This window comes from Streptomyces sp. NPDC007157 (genome assembly GCF_040634235.1).
Classification (GTDB): Bacteria; Actinomycetota; Actinomycetes; order Streptomycetales; family Streptomycetaceae; genus Streptomyces.
The window spans coordinates 1-16942 of the sequence record NZ_JBEYFE010000028.1; the positions used below are offsets into that span (position 1 = coordinate 1).

Here is a 16942-nt window from a genome sequence, read left to right on the forward strand (position 1 = left end):
AGGACGGTTTTGTGCAGGACGGTGTCGCCGGGGGTGAGGGGGTATCGGTCTTGCATCCATTGGATGCGGTTGGTCCAGCCGGTGTGGGTGGAGGCGACGCCCTTGGGGGTGCCGGTGGAACCGGACGTGTAGTACACCGACACCAGATGGTCCCCGGTGACACCGTTGTCCGGAGCCGTGGGCGCGGACTCGGTCAGCGTTCCCGGACCGCAGTCCAGGACCGCGAGCGTGCCGCCCGCCAGTGACTCGGCCCGCTGTCCGTCCACACAGATCAGAGGCGCCCCCGCGTCCGTGAGGAGCGTCACCGCACGGCCCACCGGAAGGTCGGGGTCCAGCGGCAGGAACGCGCCGCCCGCCTTCATGATCGCCAGGAGGGTCACCACCATCTCGGCGGACCGGTCCATCCAGAGGCCGACCGGCGTGTCCGCCCTGACCCCCGCCGCCCGCAGCCGCCCGGCGAGGTGGTTCGCGCGTCCCGTCAACTCCGCGTAGGAAAGCGTCCCTTCGGAGTCGGTGACGGCCGGCGCGTGCGGGGTGGCCGCGGCCACGGCGTCCACCAGATCGGTCAGCAGACCGCCGGAGAACTCGACCCGCTCGCCCAGCCCGCCGCCGAGCGCCGGACGCTCGCGGTCCGCCGTGTCCCCGGACACCAGCCCGATCCGGTCCATCGGCCGGTCCGGTTCGGCGACCGCCGACCGCAGCAGGGTGACGTACTGGTCCACCATCCGCCGCATCGTCGCCTCGTCGAACAGCGAGGAGGCGTACTCCCAGATCAGCGTGATCCGGTCGCGGTCCGGGTGGTCCGCACGCCCGGCGCGCTGCTGGGCCCGCGGCACCACCACGATGTTCATGTCCATCTTGGACGAGCCGTTGTGGCGCTCCAGGACGGTGCCCCGCACACCCCCGAACTCCAGGTCCGGCACGATGGCGTTGTGGAAGCTGAACATCACCTGGAACAGCGGGTTGATGGACGGCACCCGGGGCGGGGCCACCGCCTCCACCAGCCGGTCCAGCGGCACGTCCTGCCAGTCCGCGGTCTCCACCAGCACCTGGTTCACCCGCTGCCGCAGCCCGTCGAAGTCCGGGGAACCCGAGGTGTCCAGCCGCAGCGGCAGGGTGTTCACCACCATGCCCAGCATGCGCTCGGTCTCCGCGAGCCGGCGGTTGGCGGCACCCGTGCCCACGACCAGGTCGCGCTGGCCCGAGTAGCGGCTCAGCAGGGCGGCGAAGCCCGACAGCATCGAGGCGAACAGGGTCACCCCCGAGCGCTCGCTGGACTCCCGCAGCGCGCGGCTCAGTTCGGCCGGCAGCTCCACCCGCAGGGCCGCGCCCTCGAAGGAGGGGACGCGCGGTCGCGGCCGGTCCGTCGGCAGGTCCAGGACCAGCGGGGCGTCCTTCAAGTGCCCCTTCCAGTAGTCCAGATGACGGTCCAGCACCTCGTCGCGCATCCAGGCGCGCTGCCAGACGGCGAAGTCGGCGTACTGGATGGGCGGTTCGGGCAACGGCGACGGACGGCCGGCCGCCAGCTCCGGGTAGATCGCGCGGATCTCGTCGAGCAGCACGCCGAACGACCAGCCGTCGTGCACGAAGTGGTGCTCCACCTGGACCAGGGTGTGGTCGTCGGGCGCGTGTCGGATCAGCAGCCAGCGGGCCAGCGGCGGATCCGTCAGCTCGAAGGGGCGCCGGATCGTGTCCCGTACGACCTCCTCGGTACGGCGCTCCAGGTCCTCCTCCGGCACGTCCTGAAGGTCGACGACGGGCACCCGGACCGCCATCGGCGGGCGGACCTCCTGCACCGGGACGCCGTCGATCGTCGAGAACGCCGTACGGAAGATCTCGTGCCGGCGGACCACCTCGGTGATCGTGGCACTCAGCGCGTCCACGTCGAGCGGGCCGCGCAGCCGGATGGTGGCCTGGGCGTTGTAGGCGAGGTTGCCGGGGGAGAGCTGCTCCAGGAACCAGATCCGCTCCTGCGGGAACGACAGCGGCAGCGGACGGTCCCGGGGGACCCGCGCCACCGGCGGCAACGGCGGCGCGCTGCGGCCCAGCCGGTCCAGCTCGGCGGCCATCCGGGCCACCGTGCGCTCCTCGTAGATGCTCGATATCGGCAGCTCGGTGCCGAACTCCGAACGCACCCGCGCCGCGAGGCGGCCCGCCAGCAGCGAGTGGCCGCCCAGCAGGAAGAAGTCGTCGTCGACGCCGACCCCGTCGATGCCGAGGAACTCGGCGGCGATCTCCGCCAACCGGCGCTCGGTCTCGGTGCCGGCCTGCGCCCCGCCCTCGCCCAGGCCCAGTGACACGCGGTCCAGGGCGGGCAGCGCGGCCCGGTCGAGCTTGCCGTTCGGCAGCAGCGGCAGCCGGTCGATCACCGCGATCGACGGCACCATGAAGTGCGGCAGCCGCTCGGCGGCGAACCCGCGCAGCTCCAGGGGCCCGGCCGACGGCGCCACGACATAGCCGACCAGCCGGTCCTCGTCGCCGACCCGGCCCACCACGACGGCGACGTCCTGCACGGCGGGGTGCTCGCGCAGCACACCGGCGATCTCGTCCGGCTCGATGCGGAAGCCGTTCAGCTTGACCTGCTGGTCGATGCGGCCGAGGAAGTCCAGCTCCCCGTCCGGCGTCATCCGCACCAGGTCCCCGGTGCGGTAGGCCCGCTCGCCCGGGGCGTCCGGGTCGGGCACGAATCGGTCGGCGGTCAGCGCCGGGCGCCCGATGTACCCGCGGGCCACCCCCTCGCCGCCGACGACCAGTTCACCCGGCTCACCGGGCGGCACCGGGCGCAGCGACTCGTCCAGGACGTAGAGGCGGACACCGTCGATGGCCCGGCCGATGACGGGTTTGCCGCCGCCCGGTTCGGTCCGGGACACCGAGGCCCACACGGTGGTCTCGGTCGGGCCGTACGCGTTGAACATGGCGCGGCCCGGCGCCCACCGGTCGACGAGCTGCTGGGGCAGCGCCTCCCCGGCGCAGACGATCGTCTCCAGGTACGGCAGCTCCTGCTCCGGCACCATGGCGAGCACGCTCGGGGGCAGCGTGATGTGGGTGATCCGGGTGGCGGCCAGGAAGTCGCCGAGCCCCGGGCCGTACAGGACGTCCCGGCGCGGCGGCAGCACCAGCGTGGCACCCGAGCACAGCGCCATGGTCAGCTCGAAGACGGACGCGTCGAAGCTGGGCGAGGCGAACTGCAGGACCCGGTGGCCCGGGTGCACCGTGAACGCGGTCCGCTGGGCGTCGGCCAGGTTGGCGAGTCCGCGCTGGGTGAGGGTGACGCCCTTGGGGCGGCCGGTGGACCCCGAGGTGTAGATGACGTACGCCGGGGACTCCGGGCGCAGCCGGGGCAGCGGGACGGGCTCGGCGGCCGGGGTGTCGTCCGCCGGGTCCGCCAGGGGCACGCCGAGACCGCGCAGCCACTCGGGGGCGGTCGCGTCGGCGACGACCAGCGCGGCGTCCGAGTCGCGGATCATGTAGGACAGCCGGTCGGCCGGGTACGAGGGGTCCAGCGGCAGCCAGGCTGCACCGGCACGGGCGACGGCCAGGACGGAGGCCACGAGGTCGAGGGACGGCTCCAGGAACACGCCGACCGTCGCCCCGGGACCCACGCCGAGGGACCGCAGCCGGGCGGCCAGTTCGGCGGCACGGGCGTCGAGTTCGGCATACGTCAGGTGCCGGTCGCCGAGCTCTGCCGCGGGCCGGTCGGGGGTCGCGGCGACTTGCCGGAGGAACTTGTCGAGGAAGTGTCCGGAATCTGCTGGTGTCACGGAAGTCTCCATGAGGGCTTTGACGGACGGGCGGTGGCTGGACGGCGGGGCGGGGACCGCGCCCGGCCCGGGGGCCGGCCGCGGGCGCCGCCCCGCCGTCCCGGTCGCCTTGGTTCGGCGGATGCGGGCAGACGCGGGCGGACATCCGGGGGGGTGAGTGCGGCGGCGATCATCGATCGGTGAATCCACGCTAATCGCGCCGCGACGCCCGGAACGGCACTGTCACAGGCACTCTGAGCGGCACTTCCGCATGCCGGTTGTGCCGGTCACGCCTCCTGGCCGGCCGCGGGCGGAGTCCTGCGGGACAGCGGCGAGGGCAGGATCCACAGACAGGCGGTGAGCGCGCCGGCCGCCGCGATCCACAGCGTGGTCCGCAGCCCGAGCGGTCCGGCGACGGCCCCGGCGATCAGCGCGGCGAGCGGCCGCATGCCGAGGTTCACCCCCTGGTAGGCGCCGAACACGCTCGACCGCATGGCGTCCGGGACCAGCGAGGTCAGCAGGGTGGCCGCGGTGATGTCGATCCAGATGACGCCCAGGGCCGAACCGAACTGGGCTCCGACGAGCATGACCAGGACCGCCGGCCCGGACCCGTGCGCCGCCGGGATCAGCAGCAGCGGCGCGGGCGTCATCAGGCAGCCCAGCAGGAACGTCCGGCCCACCCCGAGGCGCCGGGTCAGCGGGGTCGCGCACACGGCCCCCACCACCGCGCCGACGGCCCCCGCGCCCAGCACCGTGCCGAGCAGCCCCGCGCCGAGGCCCAGGGTCGTGGTGGCGTACAGGACGAAGAGGGTCGTCGTCACGAAGCAGAAGAAGTTGACCGTCGCCGTGGCGGCCAGCGCCGCCCGGATCGCCCGGGACCGGAGGATGAACCGTCCGGCCGCCCGCAGCCGGACGCGCTCCTCGGACGGCGGTGCCTCCTCGGGCGCGATACGGGCCAGGAGGACCGCCGACACCAGGTAGGACAGCGCGTCCACCAGCAGGGCGAACGGCGCCGAGAACAACTGCACCAGGAAACCGCCGGCGCTGGGCCCGACGACCTTCGCCATGGCCCGGCTGCCGCTGCCGAGAGCGTTGCCCGCCACGTAACCGCCCGGCGGCACCAGCGCCTTGAACAGCGGCGGATTGCACACCTCGAAGAGCACCGAGAGCAGTCCGACGCCGAACGCCACCGTGAACAGACTGGTGAAGGTCAGCGTGGAGAGGGCATGGACGACCGGAAGGCTGACGAGCAGGGCGAAGCGGCCCAGGTCGGCGGCGATCATGACGCGGCGGCGGTGCCGGCGGCGGTCCGCCCACAGCCCGGCGTACGGTCCGAACAGCAGGTGCGGCAGCCAGACCGCGGCGGCGAGATAGCCCATCTGGGCAGCGCCGGCGTGCACGACGGTGACGGCGATGAGGGGGATGGCGAGCGCGGACACCTGGTCGCCGAGGTACGACACCGTCTGCGCCGTCCAGTAGCGGCGGAACGCGGTGTCGTACAGCAGGCCGGGGATCCAGGACAGGGTGCGGGAGCGCACCGGTGGCCGGGTCGTGGGGGCGGCGGTGTCGTCAGGGGCTGATATGTGCACGGAAGCGGGCCTTCCTGAGGTCGTCGGGCATGACGTGCGGCGGGATGCCCGTGGACGCACGCACGCCGACGACCGGAGGGACCGGCCGGCGCGTGCCGGCGGCGGTCCGCTCCACGGCGTGGCACGCGGCCACGACCGTTCGATGACCCTGATCGCCCGGGAGCCGGGGCCGGCCGCCGGTCCGCACGGGAACGCGGCGCGACGACGCCACCGGGGGTGATCCACTCCCTCGGCCGGCACGTGACTCCACCCGGCCGCGCGGAGCGCGCGACCCGGCCGGGGTGTGGTGTGGACCGCCCGTCCCACCTGTCGCACCCGACCGGTCGAACCCCCACGATAGCGCGGGCCCACCGCCGCCGCTGCCCTGCAACGGGCCATCGGCCGGGCGGGGTTCATGTCCGCCGTGCGCCGCGGGAGCGGCCCCCCGGCCCCCGCGCCGGCCGGTCTGTGCGCGGTGCCCGGCTCCCACCAGGCCCTCGATCGGGCGATGGCGGAAGCCGGTGACCGCTGCCCGGCCCGGGGTCACCGCGCGGCGGCCGCCTCCTGGGCGATCGCGTCGAACCGGGCGTTCATGGCCTCGGCCAGCGCGTGGGCGGCGGAGAGCGGGCGCACCATCACCGTGAGGTCGTCGATCTTCCCGTTCTCGTCGATGTGCAGGAAGTCGCAGCCCTGGAGCTTCTTGCCGGCCACCGTCGCCGTGAAGACGAGGGCGTGGTCACGGCCGTCGGGGCTCGCCATCTCCCGTACGTAGGTGAAGTCGCCGAAGACCTGGGTCACCGCGCGCAGGATCGCCACGGTGATCGCCTTGCCCGCGTACGGCTTGAAGGCGACCGGGCTGGTGAAGACGACGTCGTCGGCCATCAGGGCGGCCACGGCGTCCAGGTCGTCGCTCTCGACGGCCTTGCGGAAGGGATGCATGGGTCCACCTCGCATAGTCAAAAAATTGAGTAGGTGCATGCTAGCGTGCACCCATGGCTCTGCGGAACGCGTTGATGGCCGCCCTCTTGGAGGGCGAGGCCTCCGGGTACGACCTCGCGAAGGGATTCGACGCGACGGTCGCCAACTTCTGGACGGCCACGCCCCAGCAGCTCTACCGTGAACTGGACCGCATGGAGGCCGAGGAACTGGTCACCGCACGCGTCGTCGAGCAGGAACGCCGGCCCAACAAGCGGCTGTTCTCCCTGACGGCGGCGGGCCGCGAGGCGGTGCGCGCGTACACCGCCGAGCCCCCCGCTCGGCCCGCGGTCGTCCGCGACGAACTGCTGGTCAAGGTGCAGTGCGCGGACGCCGGCGACATCGAGGCGGTCCGCGCCGCCGTCGCCGAGCGAATGGAGTGGGCCACCGCCAAACTGGCCCGCTACGAACGGATCCGGCGGCGCCTGCTCGCCGGGCGCTCGGAGGAGGCCTACTTCGCGGAGGCGGAGCGCATCGGCCCGTACCTCACCCTGCTGCGCGGGATGTCCTTCGAGCGGGAGAACCTGCACTGGGGCGAACTCGCGCTGCGCAGACTCGGGGAGCGGGCGGCCGTTCATGGACAACAAGGTGAGTAGGTACACGGGTGGGGCGCCCGACTCGTCGGGCGCCCCACGGCCGGGCTCCGATCAGCAGGTGGCGACCCCCGGCAGCCACGCCGGGCCCTTGATGTAGATGTTCGTCATCCACGCGCCGTTGGTCAGCTTGGACCAGGCGTCGTTGGTGTAGCCCTCGGCCGTGACCGTCTGGGCGTGGGACTGGCAGACCACGTTGACCGTCGTGGGCTGCGGGAAGTAGTCGACGACGCCGGCGTTCACATTGGGCTCGCTGTGCGTGCGCACGCCCGTGCCCCAGGTCTGGAACGCCGTGCTGCCCCCACCGGGCGGCGGCGGTGTGTCACCGCCGCAGTCCGGGATGCCGGGCAGCTCGGCCGGCCCCTTGATGTAGATGTTGGTCAGCCAGGAGCCGTCGGCGAGCTTGGACCAGATGTCGTTGGTGTAGCCCTCGGCGGTCACCGTCTCCGCGTGCTCCTGGCACTGGACCGAGACCTGGGTCGGCCCGGCGAAGGTGTCCACGACGGAGGAGCGCACGCTGGGCGTGGCGTGCGTGCGCACCCCCGTGCCCCAGGTCTCGAACGTCGTACCGCCGTTGGCCGGCGGCGGCACCGGCGTGCCCGACGGGTTGATGCGGATCGCCCCCGCGTAGTCGCCGCCCGTGCGCACCGGGGCGACCCGGATGTGGGTGCCCGACTCGTACGCCTCGACCATCTGCCCGGCGCCCAGGTACATGGCGACGTGGTGGATGTGCCCGCTGCCCCAGAACATCAGGTCACCGGGGACCAGGGGAGCGGTGCCCTGGGAGGCCGAGAAGCGGGCCGTGGCCTGCGAGCTGTGGTACTGGTCGTCGGCGGTGCCGTTGAGCAGGTCGCGGCCGGTCGCCCGGTAGTAGGCGTACCGCATCAGGCCCGAACAGTCGAAGCCCTTGCGCTCGTTGTCGTGCAGGCTGTCGGGGTCGGAGCCGTCGTAGTAGCCGTACGTGGCACCGGGGGTGGCGCCGTGCCCGCCGCCCCAGCTGTACCAGACGCCGATCTGCGAGCAGGCCGCGCCGACCGCGGCCTCCGCGGTGGCCGAGGCGCCGGAGGCCAGTACCCCGCAGGTCGCGTCCTGGGCGGCGCGCGGGGCGGCCGCGTGTGCGGTGGCGGGGAGGAAGGCGATCAGCGCGATCGCCGCCGCGGCGGCGATCGCCCGGCCCGGCGTGGTGAGTTCGGAGAGTCTCAAGGTGTACATCCTTAGTCGACGTGGAGCCGTGTACGGGCGTGTACGGGGGTCCGGCGACCTGCCGGGTGCCGCGTCCCACCCCCGTCGGGACGCGGCACCCGGTGCTCAACCGGCCAGCGCGGCGCGCATCTTGGCCAGCGCCCGCATCCGGTTGCGCTGGACGGTGCCCCGATGGGCGCCGAGCCGTTCCCCGGCCGTGTCGTGGGTGAGACCCTCCAGATCGACGAGGATCACCGCGGCCGCCTCCTTCGGCGAGAGCACGCTCAGCAGCGCGAGGGCGGTGGCCGAGGCCTCGTACGAGGCGAGCCCGCCGTCCCAGCCCGCCTCGGGCAGCCGGTCGGTGGTGCGCTCACGGCGGGAGGGGTGCAGCCAGGAGTCGCGCAACAGGTTCAGCGCGACCGTGCAGGTGTAGGCGTACGGATGCTGCTGCTGCGTCAGGTTCCGGGCGCGGGCCCGCCGGGACAGCCGCAGATACGTCTCCTGCAGCAGGTCGTCGGCGTCGTGCGGATTGCCGGTCAGGGCCAGCAGCCGTCTGCGCAGTCTGGGCATGTCGGCGGTGAAGGAGGCGTCGAAGTCCCCCGGAGTCATGGGCACTTGACCCACCTCGCCCGCTCCCCGCAGGGCTTCCCGCGGGCCCGGTACGGTTTTGCGCGGGGCCTGCGTACATGTGCCGCCGTGGCCTTCCATGGTCGTCCCCCGTCGTTCGTGGTCTTCGTGGCGTTCGTGGTCTTCGTGGTGCGTGAGAGGAGAAGGTTCGGTCCGTTGGTCAGACGGGCCGGACGGAGGTGGCGGCGGGTCCGTAGCGGGCGGCCGGCGCGCCGCTCAGCAGGGCCCAGTACCGGTCGCCGTAGGACCAGTGCCACCACTCCGTGGGGTAGTTGACGAAGCCGGCCGTGCTCAGTGCCCGTCCCATCAGCGCCCGGTTGGCGCGCGCCTCGGTGCCGATGTTCGCCGCCCCGGTACGGCAGGCGCCCGCGCTCTCCTCCGGGGTGGCGTTGACCGCCGTGCCCAGCGGCAGCTCGGTGCCGTCCGCGGTGCACAGGGTCAGGTCCACCGCCCCGCCGCTGACATGGGGAGCCACCTCCGGCGGGGAGATGTAGGCGCTGGCCAGCTCACGGATCCGGTCCGGCGGGGCGTGGGGATGGGCCGCGCGCAGCGTCGCCGCGTACTGCTCGAAGTAGCGGCGCTGCAGATCGGGCGGCCGGTACCCCTCCACCACCAGGAACCTGATCCCGGCGGGCAGCAGCGACTGCGCGTCCAGGAGCCGGCCGAGCGCCCCGGAACGCAGGTGCGCGTAACTGCCGTCCGCGTCGGCCTGGCGGAGGTCGATCAGCAGGCCGGGAGTCCCGCGCAGATCGACCAGCGGTTCACCGCAGTCCTGCTCGACGACCGCCGCGACCCGGGAGTCGGAGAGCGTGATGATGTCCGTCACGCAGACAACAGTGCCCGGTGCCCCTGTAATTGCCCTGCAGGTTCCCTGCAAGCGTGTCACCAGGGCTTCTACAGCCCCGATCCGGTTACGACGGCTCGTCGTCCCGGCGCTCCCGGGCCTCCCGTCCGCCCACCGACCGGAACACCTCCAGCGCCTCGGCCCGGGCCGCCCGCGCGGTCTCCGGGTCGCCGTCCGCCGTCCACACCTCGGCCAGGTCCCAGACCGTCCGCGCCCGCCACAGCGACAGCCCCAGCTCCGCCCAGAGGGCCGCCGCGTGCTCCAGTGGCTCCCGGGCGCCGTCGGTGTCCCCGGCCGCCAGCCGCACCTCCCCGAGCGTGCGCAGCACCAGGGCCTCGCCGAACCGGTCCTGCCGCTCGCGGGCCACCGCCAGGCAGCGCACCAGCCGCCGCCGCGCCTCATCCGTACGGCCGGTGCGCAACTCCACCTTGGCCAGGGACTGTTCGGTGTACATGGTGCCGAAGGTGTCGTGCAGGTCCGTGAAGATGCGCAAGGCGTCGTGCAGCAGCCGTTCGGCCTCCGGGTACCGGCCCTCGGCCCGGTCGCACAGGGCCAGTGAGCGCAGGGTGAGTCCTTCGCCGTGCAGGTCCGCGGCGGCCCGGTAGAGGTCGAGGGCGCGGGACAGCGCCTCGCGGGCCGGGGCGCCGCGGCCCTGCTCGCGGTGCACGTACCCGATGCCGTAGAGCACCCGTGCCCGGGGACCCACGTCGCCGTCGTCGCCGTACCGCTCCAGCGCGGTCTCCAGCAGTTCCAACGCCTCCGCGTAGCGGGCCTGTTCGCGGCGGACGGTGCCCATCCCTGCCAGTGCCATCGCCGCCCCCTCGGTCGAGCGCTCCTCGAACAGCCGTAACGCGTCCGTGAAGTAGGCGTACGACTCCTCGAACCTGTCCTGCTCGTAACGGAGTTGACCGAGTCCGGCCAGCAGCCAGGCCTCGCCCTCGACGTCCCCGCCGCGGCGCACCGCCGCCATCGCGGCGGTGTGCGAGCGGGACCACGCGTCGAACTGGTTGTACAGCGCCGCCGAACTCGCTATCAGCGCCCCGGCGAGATCCCGGGCGGCGCGCGTCATGCCGTGGTCGGCGCAGTGCGTCACGGCGGCCAGCAGCCCGGCCTGCTCGGCGGCGAACCAGGCGGCAGGCCGGGCGAGCAGCGCCTCCTCGGTCTCCGGGTCGAGCGGGCGTACGGCGGCCGGTTCCGGGAAGTGCCGTACCGCACCGCCGGGGCCGCGGGCGGCCGCCTTCCGGGCCAGGTCCAGCCAGCAGCCGACCAGGCGCAGCACCGCGCCGGCACGTTCCTCGGGGCTCTCCTCGAAGAGACAGCGCTCGCGGGCGTGTTCGCGCGCGAGGTCATGGATGCGGTAGCGGGCCAGGCCGGTGCCGTCCACGCCGATCACATCGATGAAGTGGCAGTCCACCAGCCGCTCGACGGCCTCCTCGGCCTCCTCGGTCCCGATGCCGAGCAGCGGCGCGGCGATCCAGGCCGCGAAGTCCGGCAGGTCCACCAGGGCCAGGCGGCGCAGAGCCCGGCGCTCCTGCGGCGCGAGGTCGGCGTAGCCGAGTTCCAGGCTGGTGCGCAACTCCAGGTCCCCGGCGCTGAGTTCGCTGAGCCGGCGCTGTTCGTCGCGCAGCCGTCCGGCGAGCCGGGCGGGCGCCCAGTGCGGGCGGGCGGCCAGCCGGGCCCCGGCGATGCGCACCGCGAGCGGCAGCCGTCCGCAGAGGGCGACGATCTCGGCGGCCCGCTCCGGGTCCGCCCCTGTCCGTCCCTCGCCGGCCACCCGGCGGAACAGGTCGAGGGCCTCGGCCTCGTCCGGGACGGCGAGGTCCAGATGGGCGGCGCCCTCCAGGGCCACCAGCCGGCGGCGGCTGGTGATCAGCACCGCGGAGCCGGGGCCGGGCGGCAGCAGTGGCCGGACATCCGCCTCACCGGCCGCGTTGTCCAGGACGATCAGGACCCGCCGGTGCCCGATGTGGGTGCGGTACAGGCCGGTGAGCTCCTCGACGCCGGTGGACACCGTGTCGGGGTCCACCCCCATCGCGCGCAGCAGCCGGGCGAGGGCGTCGGCGGGTTCCAGCGGGGTGGTGTCGGCGGCCCTCAGGTCCACGAACAGGCGGCCGTCGGGGAAGAGTTCGGCGGTGCGGTGGCCGACGTGCACGGCGAGGGCGGTCTTGCCCATGCCGGAGCGCCCGGAGATCACCCCGATCGGGGGCGCGGTCCGGCCGGGGTCGCCGACGCTCCGCAGCAACTCGGTGGCCCACTCGACCTGTTCGCCGCGGCCGACGAAGTCGGCGATGTCGGGCGGCAGATGGGAGGGCGCGGGCTCGGCACTCCGGGGGGCGGGCACCGTGCGGGCCGGCTGCCCGGTCCCCAGCACGCCCGTGTCGCCGGTCAGCACGGCCTGGTGGACGGCGCGCAGCTCCGGGCCCGGATCGATGCCCAGCTCGTCACGGAGGACCGTACGGCCCTCCTGGAAGACGCGCAGCGCGTCGGAGACCCGGCCGGTGCGGAACAGGGCGGTCATCAGCTGGCCGCGCGGCCGCTCCCGCAGCGGATGCGCGGCCACATGGGCGAGCAGCGGCGCGATCGCGCCGTCCGCGCGGCCCAGCTCCAGCGCCAGTCCGAAGGACTCCTCCTCGGCCACCAGCCGCAGCTCCCCGAGCCGGGCCGCCTCGATCCGGGCGAACGACTGGCCGAGGCCTTCCAGCGCCTCCCGGCCCCGCCACAGCCCCAGCGCCTCGGTCAGCGCCTCGGCGGCCTCCTCCGGACGTCCCGCGGACCGGCCCGCCGCCAGGAGCTCCTCGAAACGGCGGGCGTCGACCCGGTCGGCGGCGAGGTCGGCGACATAGCCCGGGGGCCGGGTGCGGATCTCCTCGGCGCTGCCGACCCGGGACAGCGCCCGGCGCACGGCGGAGACATGGGTGGCGACCAGGGCGCCCGCGGTGGCCGGCGCCTCCTCGTCCCAGACGAAGTCCACCAGGCGCTCGGTGGAGATCACCTCGCCCAGGTGCACGACGAGTGCGGCGAGGACGGCCAGGGGTCTGGAACCGCCGAGCGGGGCCCGTCGGCCCCCTTCCCAGACCTCCACCGGGCCGAGCAGACGTACTTCGAACATCGGTCCCCGATCGCTCCTGGCGGATGCCGACAACGATATCGGCGGGCGCCGTCAGAGCAGGGCGAAGACCGGGCCGTCGTGACCGGATCCGTGTTGTCGGATCGGTGCTGCGCAAGCCTCCGCGACGCCCGGTACGCCGAACAGGGGCGGGGCCGGCCAGGCCCGGGGGAGGGGTCTCCCGATCGGCGCAGTTGGCTGGTTTCTGTGGGTGGCCACAGCGGTCCCTGTGCGTCAGACGGGTGGCCGGCGGCCCTCGTATGACCGCGACCCCGGATCGGCCACGAAATCCGTCGGGCCGGAAATTCCTCGCGGTCGCATGTCATACGAACGCCCCGCCGACACCGTCAACGGCCCGAAAGCACCGAGCCGTTCGCCGCAGCCCAGGGAGTTGCCCGATGAAGCGCCCCGCCCTCCGTCGTAAGGTCGCGCACCTGAGCGCCGTCGCCGCCGTGGCCGTGCTCGCCCTCACCGGCTGCTCCGAGGAGTCCGGCGGCGGCCCGGCACCGGTCGCCGCGGCCAAGGCGCGCGAACTGACCTACGCCGAGGACCTCCGGGTCTCGGACGCCGAACAACGCCTGATCACCCAGTGCATGGCCCGGCACGGCTTCCGCTACTGGTCCGACGGCTCCCTGTCCCTGGCGGAGAGCCGGCCGCTCGGCTACGTCCAGGACGACGTCCGCTGGGCCCGGACCTACGGCTACGGCAGCCGGATCGCCGCCAAGGAGGACCGCGCCCGTCTGCACAACCCCAACATCGCCTACCGCAAGGGCCTCTCGGCCGACCGCAGGTCCGCCTACGACACCGCGCTGGACGGCGGACGAAAGACGGAGCTGCTGCGTACCGCGCTCCCCGGCGGCGGCTCGGTCAGCAAGCGGTCCGGCGGCTGCGACGCGGCGGCCGAGCACACGCTGTACGGCGATCGGGCCACCTGGTTCCGGCTGGACACCGCCGCGAGCAACCTGCGCCCGCTGTACGTCGGCAAGTTGCTGCACGACCGGCGGTTCACCGCCGCCGTGCACGACTGGGCGAGCTGCATGAAGCGGGCCGGGCACCCCTACCCGGACCCGGACGCGGCCCGGCAGGCCACCCGGGAGCACCCCGCCGTCCAGAGCCGGGCCGAGGAGGCCCGGAGCTTCGCCGCCGAGACCCGGATCGCGGTCGCCGACGCCACCTGTGCCCGCCAGGTCTCCCTCAAGTCCGTCGGCCAGGACCGGGAGGCCCACTACCTGGCCCAGCTGAACGCGAAGTACGGCGCCCAGCTGAACGCCTACCGGCAGCTGCGGCAGCAGGCGCTGGCACGCGCCGAGCGGCTCGTCCCCGCCCGCGCCTGACCCCGGCCGGCAGGGCTGAGCGGATCGTCCCCGCCCGCGCCTGACCCCGGCCGGCAGGGCTGAGCGGCTCGTCCCCGCCCGCGCCTGACCCCGGCCGGCGGGGCTGAGCGGCTCGTCCCCGCCCGCGCCTGACCCCGGCGGGCGGGACCGGTCCCCACCCGCGCCCGACACCGCCGGGCGCCCCCACGAACTCCGCGGCACCCGCCGCGGCACCCACCCACACCCACCGCCTCCCACGACGAGGCAGAACGGAATCCGTCATGCGCAAACTGACCCTCGCCATCGCCACCCTGGGCCTCGCGGCCCTCGGCCTCGCCGTGCCGGCGAACGCCCACGCGGTCTCCGGCTGCAACGCGAAGTGGCCGGGCCGGGACGGCAACGTGCGGGCCTGGCGAGACTGGGACTGCCAGGGCGACCTGCTCGGCGTCACCGCGGGCAACGACCCCGACTGGAGCGACGCGTTCGGCCCCTTCCAGAGCGGCGACGAGAACGCCGCCTCCTCGGTGATGAACAGCGGCTTCGTCGGCGGCAAGGACGTCGTCGCCTTCTACTACCTGCCGGGCTACCCGTCCTCCGCCTACGGCTGCCTCAAGCCGGGCGAGCTGTACGTGGACAACCTCACCCGCGACTCCTTCACCGACGGTCACAACATGAACGACAACATCATGTCCCACGTGTGGGTGGCGTCCAGCGCCTGCGCCCCGGGCTCCTTCATCAGCTGAGGTCCCATGCCGGCCACGGCCGCCCCGGGCCGTGGCCGGTCCCGCCTCCTTACCGACTACCTACCTCCCGTACCGCCGAGATTCACATCCGCGCCACCGGACCCTTCCCTGACGTTCGATGCTCTTGGAACACTCGCAGCCGCGCACAATCCGCCCTGTTCCGGCCATCCCGTGCGTCAGGATGAGAGGTCGCTCACTCATGACCGAAGTAAACCGGCGCCGATTCCTCCAACTCGCAGGCGCCACAACGGCGTTCACCGCGCTGTCCAACAGCATCCAGCGCGCCGCCGCGCTGCCCGCGAACCACCGCACGGGGTCGATCGAGGACGTCGAGCACATCGTCGTCCTGATGCAGGAGAACCGTTCGTTCGACCACTACTTCGGCACCCTCAGGGGCGTCCGAGGCTTCGGCGACCCGCGTCCGGTCACCCAGGACGACAAGTCGGTGTGGCGCCAGTCGAACGGCACCAAGGACATCCTGCCGTTCCACCCGGACGCCGACGACCTGGGCCTCGCCTTCATCCAGGACCTCCCGCACGGCTGGGCCGACACGCACACCGCCGTCAACAACGGCAAGTACGACAAGTGGGTGCCGGCCAAGGGCTCCACGACCATGGCGTACCTGAACCGGGACGACATCCCGTTCCACTACGCCCTCGCCGACGCCTTCACCATCTGCGACGCCTACCACTGCTCGTTCATGGGCTCCACCGACCCGAACCGCTACTACCTGTGGACGGGTTACACCGGCAACGACGGCCAGGGCGGCGGCCCGGTCCTCGGCAACGACGAGGCCGGCTACTCCTGGACGACGTACCCCGAGCGCCTGGAGAAGGCGGGCGTCTCCTGGAAGATCTACCAGGACGTCGGCGACGGCCTGGACGCGGCCGGCGGCTGGGGCTGGATCCAGGACGCCTACCGGGGCAACTACGGCGACAACTCGCTGCTCTACTTCAAGCAGTACCAGAACGCCCAGCCCGGCGACCCGCTGTACGACAAGGCCCGTACCGGCACCGACGCCACCAAGGGCGAGGGCTTCTTCGACCGGCTGAAGGCCGACGTCAAGGCCGGCGAGCTGCCGCAGATCTCCTGGGTGGTCGCCCCCGAGGCCTTCACCGAGCACCCCAACTGGCCCGCCAACTACGGTGCCTGGTACATCTCCCAGGTCCTCGACGCGCTCACCGCGGACCCCGAGGTGTGGGCGAAGACGGCCCTGTTCATCACGTACGACGAGAACGACGGCTTCTTCGACCACGTGGTCCCGCCGTTCCCGCCGGCCTCCGCCGCCCAGGGCAAGTCCACGGTCGACCCGACCCTGGACCTCTTCAAGGGCGACGCGAGCCACGCCGCCGGCGCCTACGGCCTCGGCCAGCGGGTGCCGATGATCGTCGTCTCCCCGTGGAGCAAGGGCGGTTACGTCTGCTCCGAGACGCTCGACCACACCTCGGTCATCCGGTTCATGGAGAACCGCTTCGGCGTCCACGAGCCGAACATCTCGCCCTGGCGGCGCGCCGTCACCGGCGACCTCACCGCGGCGTTCGACTTCTCCCGCAAGGACACCAAGCCGGTCGCGCTGCCCTCGACCGACGGCTACCGGCCGCCGGACAGGAACCGCCACCCCGACTACGTGCCCACCCCGCCCGCCAACCCGGCCCTGCCCAAGCAGGAGCGCGGCTCCCGGCCCACCCGGCCGCTCAAGTACGCCCCGCTGGTGGACGGTTCGCTGGACGCGGCGGCCGGCAAGCTCACGCTGACCTTCGCCTCGGGCGCGCAGGCCGGCGCCGCCTTCGTGGTCACCTCCAACAACCGCGCCGACGGCCCCTGGAGCTACACCACCGAAGCCGGCAAGTCCGTCTCCGACACCTGGAACTCGGCGTACTCGGGCGGCTCGTACGACCTGACCGTGCACGGCCCGAACGGCTTCCTGCGCACCTTCCAGGGCCCGGGCAAGGTGGCGGGACCCGAGGTCACCGCCCGGCCGCACGGCGACGACATCGAGCTGACCCTCACCAACAAGGGCAGCGGCACGGTGAAGCTGGCGGTGGCCGACGGGTACGGCGGCCGGGGCCGCACGTTCACGGTGCGCGCCGGGGCCACCGTCAAGCACATCGCCCACCTCAACCACAGCGACCAGTGGTACGACCTGACGGTCACCTCCGAGGCCGACGCGACCTTCGTGCGGCGGTTCGCGGGGCACGTGGAGAACGGGCGGCCCGGGGTCAGCGACCCGGCGATCCGCACCCAGTGACAA

Annotated in this window: 11 protein-coding genes; 4 read left to right on the forward strand and 7 right to left on the reverse strand. The window is 73.3% G+C overall.

Annotation, left to right across the window (positions count from 1 at the left end):
• The 3 genes from ABZ642_RS36980 to ABZ642_RS36990 all read right to left on the reverse strand — a co-directional run.
• On the reverse strand, positions 1-3761 hold a 3761-nt coding region (locus tag ABZ642_RS36980; RefSeq protein ID WP_360492760.1), incomplete at its 3' end, for an amino acid adenylation domain-containing protein.
• A gap of 266 nt (positions 3762-4027) precedes the next feature.
• Positions 4028-5329, reverse strand: coding sequence for an MFS transporter (locus tag ABZ642_RS36985; protein ID WP_360492763.1), 1302 nt, complete (start codon positions 5327-5329; stop codon positions 4028-4030).
• A 522-nt stretch (positions 5330-5851) separates the two neighbouring features.
• Entirely contained in the window at positions 5852-6247 is a 396-nt protein-coding gene (locus ABZ642_RS36990; RefSeq protein ID WP_360492766.1) for a nuclear transport factor 2 family protein, read from the reverse strand.
• Positions 6248-6300: 53 nt separating this feature from the next.
• Here ABZ642_RS36990 and ABZ642_RS36995 point away from each other — a divergent pair, with 53 nt between their 5' ends.
• Positions 6301-6879: a PadR family transcriptional regulator gene (locus ABZ642_RS36995; protein WP_360492769.1), complete on the forward strand. Its 579-nt coding sequence runs from the start codon at positions 6301-6303 to the stop codon at positions 6877-6879.
• Between the two features lie 51 nt (positions 6880-6930).
• Here ABZ642_RS36995 and ABZ642_RS37000 read toward each other — a convergent pair whose 3' ends face one another.
• The 4 genes from ABZ642_RS37000 to ABZ642_RS37015 all read right to left on the reverse strand — a co-directional run bounded on the left by ABZ642_RS37000 (position 6931) and on the right by ABZ642_RS37015 (position 12638).
• Positions 6931-8079 (reverse strand): NlpC/P60 family protein, encoded by a 1149-nt coding sequence (locus tag ABZ642_RS37000; RefSeq protein WP_360492772.1) that lies wholly within the window; start codon positions 8077-8079, stop codon positions 6931-6933.
• Positions 8080-8184: 105 nt separating this feature from the next.
• Positions 8185-8667, reverse strand: a complete 483-nt coding sequence (locus ABZ642_RS37005) for a sigma-70 family RNA polymerase sigma factor (protein ID WP_360493080.1) — start codon at positions 8665-8667, stop codon at positions 8185-8187.
• Between the two features lie 178 nt (positions 8668-8845).
• Positions 8846-9511 (reverse strand): M15 family metallopeptidase, encoded by a 666-nt coding sequence (locus ABZ642_RS37010; protein ID WP_360492775.1) that lies wholly within the window; start codon positions 9509-9511, stop codon positions 8846-8848.
• 85 nt (positions 9512-9596) lie between these two features.
• Positions 9597-12638 (reverse strand): tetratricopeptide repeat protein, encoded by a 3042-nt coding sequence (locus ABZ642_RS37015; RefSeq protein WP_360492778.1) that lies wholly within the window; start codon positions 12636-12638, stop codon positions 9597-9599.
• Positions 12639-13033: 395 nt separating this feature from the next.
• On the opposite strand from ABZ642_RS37015, the gene ABZ642_RS37020 reads away from it, so the two are divergent.
• The 3 genes from ABZ642_RS37020 (at position 13034) to ABZ642_RS37030 (ending at position 16939) form a co-directional block, all read left to right on the forward strand.
• The gene (locus tag ABZ642_RS37020) at positions 13034-13969 is read left to right on the forward strand and encodes a hypothetical protein (protein WP_360492781.1); all 936 of its coding nucleotides are present in this window, start codon (positions 13034-13036) and stop codon (positions 13967-13969) included.
• A 260-nt stretch (positions 13970-14229) separates the two neighbouring features.
• On the forward strand, positions 14230-14691 hold the full coding sequence (locus tag ABZ642_RS37025; RefSeq protein WP_360492784.1) for a hypothetical protein: 462 nt from the start codon (positions 14230-14232) through the stop codon (positions 14689-14691).
• 199 nt (positions 14692-14890) lie between these two features.
• Complete coding sequence (locus ABZ642_RS37030) at positions 14891-16939, forward strand: phosphocholine-specific phospholipase C (protein ID WP_360492787.1); 2049 nt, start codon at positions 14891-14893, stop codon at positions 16937-16939.
• Positions 16940-16942: the final 3 nt, after the last annotated feature.